This is a genomic window from Deltaproteobacteria bacterium RBG_16_64_85, assembly GCA_001798885.1.
In the GTDB taxonomy this organism is placed as follows: Bacteria; Desulfobacterota; Deferrimicrobia; order Deferrimicrobiales; family Deferrimicrobiaceae; genus FEB-35.
In genome coordinates this window covers 1-8178 of record MGQW01000005.1, presented here as the reverse complement: position 1 = coordinate 8178, position 8178 = coordinate 1, and the positions used below count along the sequence as shown (strand labels likewise).

Annotated in this window: 6 protein-coding genes; 5 read left to right on the top strand and 1 reads right to left on the bottom strand. The window is 57.9% G+C overall.

Features of this window, described 5'->3' with window-relative positions:
- Positions 1-308 precede the first annotated feature (308 nt).
- The 5 genes from A2Z13_06435 (at position 309) to A2Z13_06415 (ending at position 7360) form a co-directional block, all read left to right on the top strand.
- Positions 309-1490 carry an AAA family ATPase gene (locus A2Z13_06435; protein ID OGP81359.1) on the top strand — a complete coding sequence of 394 codons (1182 nt, stop codon included), beginning with the start codon at positions 309-311 and terminating at the stop codon, positions 1488-1490.
- A 540-nt stretch (positions 1491-2030) separates the two neighbouring features.
- Positions 2031-2318 carry a hypothetical protein gene (locus A2Z13_06430; GenBank protein OGP81358.1) on the top strand — a complete coding sequence of 96 codons (288 nt, stop codon included), beginning with the start codon at positions 2031-2033 and terminating at the stop codon, positions 2316-2318.
- Between the two features lie 191 nt (positions 2319-2509).
- Positions 2510-3607: a pyruvate formate lyase-activating protein gene (locus A2Z13_06425; GenBank protein OGP81357.1), complete on the top strand. Its 1098-nt coding sequence runs from the start codon at positions 2510-2512 to the stop codon at positions 3605-3607.
- Positions 3608-3681: 74 nt separating this feature from the next.
- Positions 3682-4512 carry a hypothetical protein gene (locus A2Z13_06420; protein OGP81356.1) on the top strand — a complete coding sequence of 277 codons (831 nt, stop codon included), beginning with the start codon at positions 3682-3684 and terminating at the stop codon, positions 4510-4512.
- A gap of 181 nt (positions 4513-4693) precedes the next feature.
- Positions 4694-7360 carry a hypothetical protein gene (locus A2Z13_06415; protein OGP81355.1) on the top strand — a complete coding sequence of 889 codons (2667 nt, stop codon included), beginning with the start codon at positions 4694-4696 and terminating at the stop codon, positions 7358-7360.
- A gap of 141 nt (positions 7361-7501) precedes the next feature.
- Here the strand turns inward: A2Z13_06415 and A2Z13_06410 are convergent, their stop codons facing one another.
- Entirely contained in the window at positions 7502-8035 is a 534-nt protein-coding gene (locus A2Z13_06410) for a hypothetical protein (GenBank protein OGP81354.1), read from the bottom strand.
- Positions 8036-8178: the final 143 nt, after the last annotated feature.

Below are 8178 nucleotides of genomic sequence, written 5' to 3'. Positions count from 1 at the left end.
TCCCGTCAGCTTTTCCTTGAACTCCCGCACGCCTACGAACTGGAGGCCGGTCGTCTTGGCCATAATGTTCCCTCCTTTGTGGTCACAACGATGTATCATCTATGCGATCTTCGAGTCGTTCCACAGCGAGTCGGAAGATTCCTGGGTGCCGTGAACCTCGGCGATATTCATCGCGTGATGGGGTTGGTCATCGATACAATAGGATTTGGTTTTGTCCGATCGATCTACATATATCGGATTTGACAAAGGAACTCGATCGCGAGTAAATTTACTCAAGACAATGAGTAATTTGTATTTCGGAGACTCGTTTGTATAAAAGGCCCTTGTTTCAAACATTGCAGTCGAGACTGAAAGAGCCGCGTCGGTTCTTGCAGGTCCTGGCCGGGCCTCGTCAGGCGGGGAAAACGACGCTGGCACGCCAGGCGATGGAGGGGGGTCGAACCCGGTCGCACTATGCGTCGGCGGACGAGCCGACCTTGCAGGACCGCGCCTGGATCGAGCAGCAGTGGGACCTCGGGCGTCTGAAAGCAAAGGACGGAGGGGCCCTGCTTGTCCTCGACGAGGTTCAGAAGGTTCCCGGCTGGTCGGAGGTCGTGAAGCGATTGTGGGACGAGGACACGGCGAAGGGTGTCTCGTTGAAGTGTGTACTGCTGGGTTCTTCGCCTCTGCTGGTGCAGAGAGGGCTGACGGAGAGTCTCGCGGGAAGATTCGAGATCCTCCACGTGACCCACTGGTCGTTCGCCGAAATGCGGGACGCCTTCGGGTGGGACGTGGATCGGTATGTCTATTTCGGGGGATATCCGGGAGCTGCGGCCTTGATCGAGGACCGGCAGCGGTGGGCCCGATACATCGTCGAATCCCTGATCGAGACGACGCTCTCACGGGATATTCTGCTGATGACACGGGTGGACAAGCCGGCGCTCCTGCGACGTCTCTTTCTGCTGGGATGCGATTATTCCGGCCAGATCCTTTCCTACCAGAAAATGCTGGGGCAGTTGCAGGATGCGGGGAATACGACGACCCTGGCGCACTACCTGGAACTGATTGCCGGCGCGGGGATGCTGAAGGGGGTCCCCAAGTTCTCGGGGAAGAAAGTGTTGCAACGGGGATCGAGTCCGAAGCTTCAGGTGCTGAACACGGCTCTGGTGACCTCGCAATCCCGGTTGAGTTACGCGTCTGCCAGGAAGGATCGTGATTATTGGGGACGGCTCGTCGAGTCCTCGGTGGGGGCGCACTTGTTGAACGGCGCGGAAGGAACGATGTTGGAAATATATTATTGGCGCGACCGGGGACACGAGGTCGATTTCGTCCTGCAAAGCGGAGATCGGATCGTACTCGTCGAGGTCAAGAGCGGGCGAGCGAGAGCGGAGTATTCCGGCATGAACGCATTCGCAAAAAACTTTCGACCCTATAGAAGGCTTCTCGTCGGAGGGCAGGGAATTCCGCTGGAGGAGTTTTTGGCAACGCCGATTTTGCATTGGGTGGAGTAATGCACTTCGGGACAACAGGCTATCGGACCTTTTCGGGGGCCTTCGAACAGCCTAATACAACTTGAAGGTTGCGTCCCCCCCGGAAAAGGCCTGGGCGTATACAGCTTAACGGGAGGGTTAGGCGACTTCCAGTTTACGCTTTGATGACCCGACAACCAATTTGACGGGGACTCCAGGTTCAACTCCTGGCCCCGCTGCCAACATGACGGCACAGCAGGAGGGGTACGGTACCCGAAACTCAGGACGGGCCTGTATCCCGCCATGGGCTGGCTCATCCTTATCGCGGTAAAACCATTATGGCTCCGTGTGCCAACGTGGGGTCTGTTCTGGCTATTGGCAGGTGGGATCGCATATACGGTGGGTAGGGAGATGTAGTATTTTCTCGCACCATTTCTCGGCAAACATTTTCCCATTAAGGCGCTTCCTTTCCACCGAAAGCCATTACTAACAATGGCATTGCCTTTCATATAGAGCATCTACGTTCACACCATCCATTGGTGCGAATATTGCAGAAATTTCGCAGAATCTTAGGAGGGCAAGATGAAAGAGATCGGGAAGAACGATTGGTTGATTAATGGGTCCGGTTGGACCGAGGAGGAGGTGCTAAAAGGAAAAATGTGCAAGGAGCCAGAACGGAGGCCGTTAAAAACCATAATGGTCTACCGGATGGATATTAAGAACATGCGGAAAGAACCCATCGGGATACTCATTGAGCGACGAAAATCAGAACGAGAGAATAACGCTGTCGGCATGTTGCGTTTGGCTCGAAAAAAATTTGCCAAAACGGAGGAAGAGTCTAAAAGGATTGTCATCGGTGATTACGTTTGATATCGGCAGGCCATTGTAATGTATAAAACTTGCAAGCTTCGGGAGTAACCTTCCCCCCGATTCTTCGAAACTTTCCATGATTAAAATCCGGACTTGAAATCGCTTCCTTCGCGATGACGGAGACCGCCGGCCTTTGGCCCGGCCCGTGGTATCGTATTTCTGTAGGAGTTCTCGTTCCAGAGCGGGGAGACGTGGGTACCTGCAGGGTTTGTTCCCATCAATCCCGAAGCACATCCCAGGAGCTCGGCGTGTGCCTCAGGTGCATCAGGGAACGTTCTTCCGACGCCCTACCCATTGCCTTGATGGCACATGCCCGCAGCCGGATCGATCATGGATTGCCGATTCAGCCACCCAGGGATCCGGAAGGGATCGCATGCAATCTCTGCGTGAACGAGTGCCATATCCCCGAAGGGCAACCGGGCTACTGCGGCGTTCGGACCAACACCGGAGGAAAGCTGACCGGTGCAACTCCGTCGGAGGGGAAGCTCTCCTGGTATCACGATCCTCTCCCCACGAATTGCGTGGCCGACTGGGTCTGCCCCGGCGGAACGGGTGCCGGCTACCCCAGGTTCGCCCATTGCCGGGGTCCGGAATCCGGGATTGCGAACCTGGCCGTATTTTTCCACGCCTGCTCGTTCGACTGTCTTTTCTGTCAGAACTGGCAGTATCGACTGGGGACCCGTCGTCCGCGGACTACTCCCGTGGCGGCGCTCGTTGACGACGTAGGCGAACGCACCGCCTGCATCTGCTATTTCGGCGGGGACCCGGCGCCACAACTTCCCTTTTCCATCAGGGCCTCCCGGATGGCCCGTGAAAAAAAGAAAGACGCGATCCTCCGTTTCTGCTGGGAGACGAACGGCTCCATGCAGGAGCGTCTGCTGGATGAATTGGTGAACCTCGCGATCGAGTCGGGGGGGTGTATCAAATTCGATCTGAAGGCATGGGATGAAAACCTCCACATCGCCCTGACCGGGGTTACCAACCGAAGGACGCTGGAGAACTTTTCACGGGCAGCAAGATCGGCAAAGAGCCGACCGATCCCGCCTCTCCTTATAGCGAGCACCCTTCTGGTGCCCGGCTACATCGACGAGGAGGAAGTGGGGAAGGTCGCAAAATTCATTGCCTCCATCGACCGGGACATCCCGTATAGTCTCCTCGCCTTTTATCCCCATTTCCGGATGGTCGAACTCGAGCGGACGCCGAGAACCCTCGCGAACAGGTGCTGGCAGGCTGCGAAGGAAGCGGGATTGGAGAGGGTGCGGATAGCGAACGTCCATCTCCTCGCTTAGCCGAAATTGTTCGACGCAACGGTTGCATCAGGCCTGTTCCGGAGGGGCCCGGTCAAACGATAAGGGGGTCGACAGTGACTTCGAATGAGTTCGACGCGTTTCTCTCGGAGGTGCTTCCTCCCTTTGGACTGTGCCCGTCGGCGTACCGCCGCCGCAACATCAGGAGGCGCATCGTCCGCCGGATGGAATCGGCGGGGACCCACGAGTTCCCACGCTACCGGGACCTGGTGCTGCGCGATCCGTCGGAGCGGGAGGCGTTCCGCTCCCTCCTGGTCGTCACGATTTCCCGGTTCTTCCGGAACGCGAGGGTGTTCCAGCTCCTGTCCCGGGAGGTTTTCCCTCGCCTGGCCGCGAAAGGGACACCTGCGGCCATCTGGTCCGCGGGATGCGCCGCCGGGGAAGAGCCGTACTCGCTCCGGATTGCCTGGGAGGAACTGCCCGGAGAGAAGCCGCCCATCCGATTGCTTGCCACCGATATTGACGCGGTGTCCCTGGAGCGCGCTGCGGCAGGATGCTATCCGCAAAGCAGCCTCCGGGAGGTCCCCGACGCGCTCAGGAGGAGATATTTCAACCGGGAGGGCGATTCGTATTGCGTCCGCGAGGAGGTGAGATACTCGGTGTTGTTCCGAAGGATGGACCTGCTGCGCGACGGCTCCCCGGGACGATTCGGCCTGATCCTGTGCCGCAACGCGGCGTTCACCTACTTTGGCCCGGATCAACGACCCCCGGTCGCCGGGAACCTTGCCGCGTCGTTGGAGGAGGGGGGATACCTCGTCCTGGGCAGGACGGAAACCTTGCCCGAAAAGACCGCCGATCTCTTCGAGCCGGCCTTCCCCGCCGAGAGGATCTACAGAGTCCGGGAGGGTGCATCAAGATCGACTCAACAGGGCGGCTGGAGGCTCTGAGAGAGCCACGCCCCGCGGAATTCCCCGCGAGGTTTGTGATGAGCATTAACACATCTCGGACCGATTGGAGGGGGGCAGGTCAGTATTTGTATAAAGTACGCAAGTTATGGCCCTCTCCTGCCGATATTGAATATCGTTGTATCTCCTCAACGGTAGGATCTCGATGGCCCGAGAAAAGGGAATGGAGCAGAAGGCCGCCTTGGAGAAGCAGGAGCTTGGTATCCGCCTGCTTTCTTTGATAAACAACGTCCCAGGGATGGTCTACCGGGGACATCCGGACTGGTCGTTGTCCTTTATCGGTGCCGAGGTGGAGCCGGTTACCGGTTATTCCGCCGAGGAGTTCACGAGCGGGGCCGTAAATTGGCCGGGGATCATCCACCCGGATGACCGGGAATGGCTGAAGGAAACCTTCCGGGAAGCGGTTAAGAACCGGTTGAAAATCCTCCGCGTGGAATACCGGATCAGGCACAAGAACGGCGACATCCGGTGGGTCTCCGACAGGCGGCAGATGATGTACAACGAAACCGGTTCCTTCGATTATGTCGACGGGTTGCTTCTCGATATCACGGAGCGCAAGGAAACCGATCGAAAGCTTGCGGAAAGCGAGTACCGGTTTCGCACGATCGCGGATATGGCGGTCAACGGGATGCTCACCGCGGATTCGAGGGGGAACATCGACTTCTTCAACCGCGCCGCGGTGCGCCTCTTCGGATATGCATCCGAAGAGGTCATCGGGAAAAATGTGACGATGCTCATCCCCGAACGATATCGGAACGCGCACAAGGCGGGCCTGGAACAGTACCTGAAGATGGGGGAAACCCGAATCATCGGCAGGACGGTCGAACTGAACGCGCTGAGGAAGGACGGGACCGAATTCCCGATCGAACTCTCCATCGGCACTTGGGGTCCACGGGAGGCCCCATCGTTTTCCGCCATCGTCCGCGACATCACCGACCGGAAGCGGGCCGAGGTCGCCTTGCGGGAATCCGAGAAGAGGTTCCGCGGTATTTTCGATGCCGCCAATGAAGGGATCCTCATCCCCAAGGTGTCCACGAAGAAATTCGTGGAGGCCAACGATGCCATCTGCGAGATGCTCGGATACACCAGAGAAGAACTGCTTCGCTTCGGTGTAGAGGACATCCATCCTGCCCCGGACCTTCCCCATGTCATTGCGGAATTCAACAGACAAAACCGGGGCGAAATACGGGTCGCCGAAAACCTGCCCGTGAAGAGAAAGGATGGCAGCGTATTCTACGCGGATATCAGCGCGAATCCAGTCGAGTTTGGGGGAGAACAGTACCAGATCGGCATATTCCGCGACATCACCGATCGCAAACGGACGGAGGAGGAGCAGCAGATCTTCATGTCCCTCGTTGAGCACAGCACCGATCTCATCGGAATCGCCTCGATGGACGGGAAGGTCTTACACCTGAACAAGGCCGGACAGAAGCTCGTCGGCCTGGACGGCTTGGAAGAAGTCCGGAAAACGGGGATTCAGGACTATTCCATGGAAAAGGACTCCAATACATTGGACAAGATGCTGGGGTCCCTCCACAAAAAAGGGACGTGGACGGGCGAGGCCAGGATCCGGCACTTCAAGACGGGAACTCCGATTCCCATCGAGATGCACGCCTTCGTCATCAAGGACGCGAAGACCGGGCAGCCGATCGCCCTCGCGAACATCTCTCGAGACATCTCGGAGCGGAAAAAACTGGACGAGGAGATGGCGAGGACCGATAAACTGGAATCGATCGGGATCCTGGCGGGGGGGATCGCCCACGACTTCAACAACCTCCTGACGGTGATCTTCGGGAACATCGCGCTGGCCAAGATGTACGCGAACCGCCAGAGCGAGGTTCACAAGCGGCTGGAGGAATCCGAGAAGGCGGCGCAACGGGCGAGAGACCTGACCTATCAGCTGTTGACGTTTTCGAAGGGTGGAGCACCCCTCAAGAAGACGATCTCGCTGCAGGATCTGGTGAAAGAATCGGCCAGCTTTGCCCTGCGGGGATCCAATATCAAGTGCGAATTCTCGTTCCCCGGCGACCTGTGGCCCGTGGAAGCGGACGAGGGACAGATGAGCCAGGTGCTCAACAACCTGATCATCAACGCCGCCCACGCGATGAGCGATGGGGGAACCCTCCAGGTGTACTGCGGAAATGTGATCGTCGATCAGGGTGACCTTCCGCTGGCGAAGGGCAAATACAGTTTGATTTCCATCATGGATCATGGGACCGGGATTCCGAAGGAGCACCTTTCGAAGATCTTCGACCCCTATTTCACGACGAAGAAGAAGGGAAGCGGTCTTGGGCTGTCGACAAGCTATTCCATCGTCAGGAGCCATGGCGGGCATATAACGGTCGAATCCGATCTGGGGATCGGAACGACCTTCAAGATATACCTGCCGGCCTCCGAGGAGGGAAAACGGCTGCTGCGTGCCGAAGAAGAACGGTTTGTCACGGGGAAGGGGAGAATCCTGGTGATGGACGACGAGGAGGCTGTCCGGGAGGTCGCCCGGGGGATGCTGGAGACCCTTGGTTACTCGGTGACGCTGGCGAAAGACGGGACGGAAGCGATTGAAATCTATCAAGCGGCGATGGCGTCCGGGGAGCCATTCGACTCCGTACTTATGGATCTTACGATTCCGGGCGGCATGGGCGGCCAGGAAGCGGTAAAGAGGCTCCGGGAAATCGACCCGAACGTTAGGGCGATCGTTTGCAGCGGATATTCCAACGACACGATCATGGCGAACTATCAAAGATTCGGTTTCCGCGCCGTCGTCCCGAAACCATACCGCCTGACGCAGTTGAGCGGCACAATCAGGGGTGTTCTCTCGGCGCCGCCTTGAAGCTTCTGGTCTTGAAGTCCGGCGCCACGAAGGCACGGATCGAAGAGGCGATGATAGTGCATGTCCTCGCCCAGACGGAACGGATCGGGCTTTACAGGCGATAGGGGCAACCTTTCCTTCATGATGAGGAGGGATTTCGGGTCAGAAGCTGATGGTGAAGCTGATCTCCGGGTAGAAATCGCTGCAGGAATGGTAGGAGCTCTCGTTGCAGTTCAGGTAACTCTCGTAGACCCCCCCCAGACCGAAGTGCGTGTTGGGGCCAACCGGCAGGTATGCCCCCCCACGCACACCCACCGAATTGAGGTCGGAAAGGTTTTCGATGAACACGCGCCGGAAGAACACCCCCACGTAAGGCTGCACCGTGGGAACCTGGGTGAAGACGTATTGCGCACTCGGTGTGAGCTTGTAAATGCCGGGGGTATTGCCGAACCAGGACTCGAAATTCAAACCGAGTCCCAGGCCCTCAAGGACATAATAATTCGCGCCCACCCCCAGGACGAGATAGGACTGGTTGAATGCGGATCCACCCCCGCCGAAGACCGAGAGTTGCGTGCTTCCCTGCCCGAAGGACGTCCCCGCCCCCACCCCCACTTCGGCGGATCCCCGTTGAGGAAGGAAAACCGACATCACCAAGAGGGCGGTGGCCAGTGGAAACCAGAGGACCCCTTTTTTCATGCGGGGGATGGTACCATCGGGACGGAAAGGGTGTCAATGCGACCAGGCGGATGCGGCCATTTTCATGTTCCCTTGATGCCAAGGGCTGCCACGGACCCGAAGGTCGATTCATACAAGTTGTCTTAGCGGAAAGGGTAACCGAT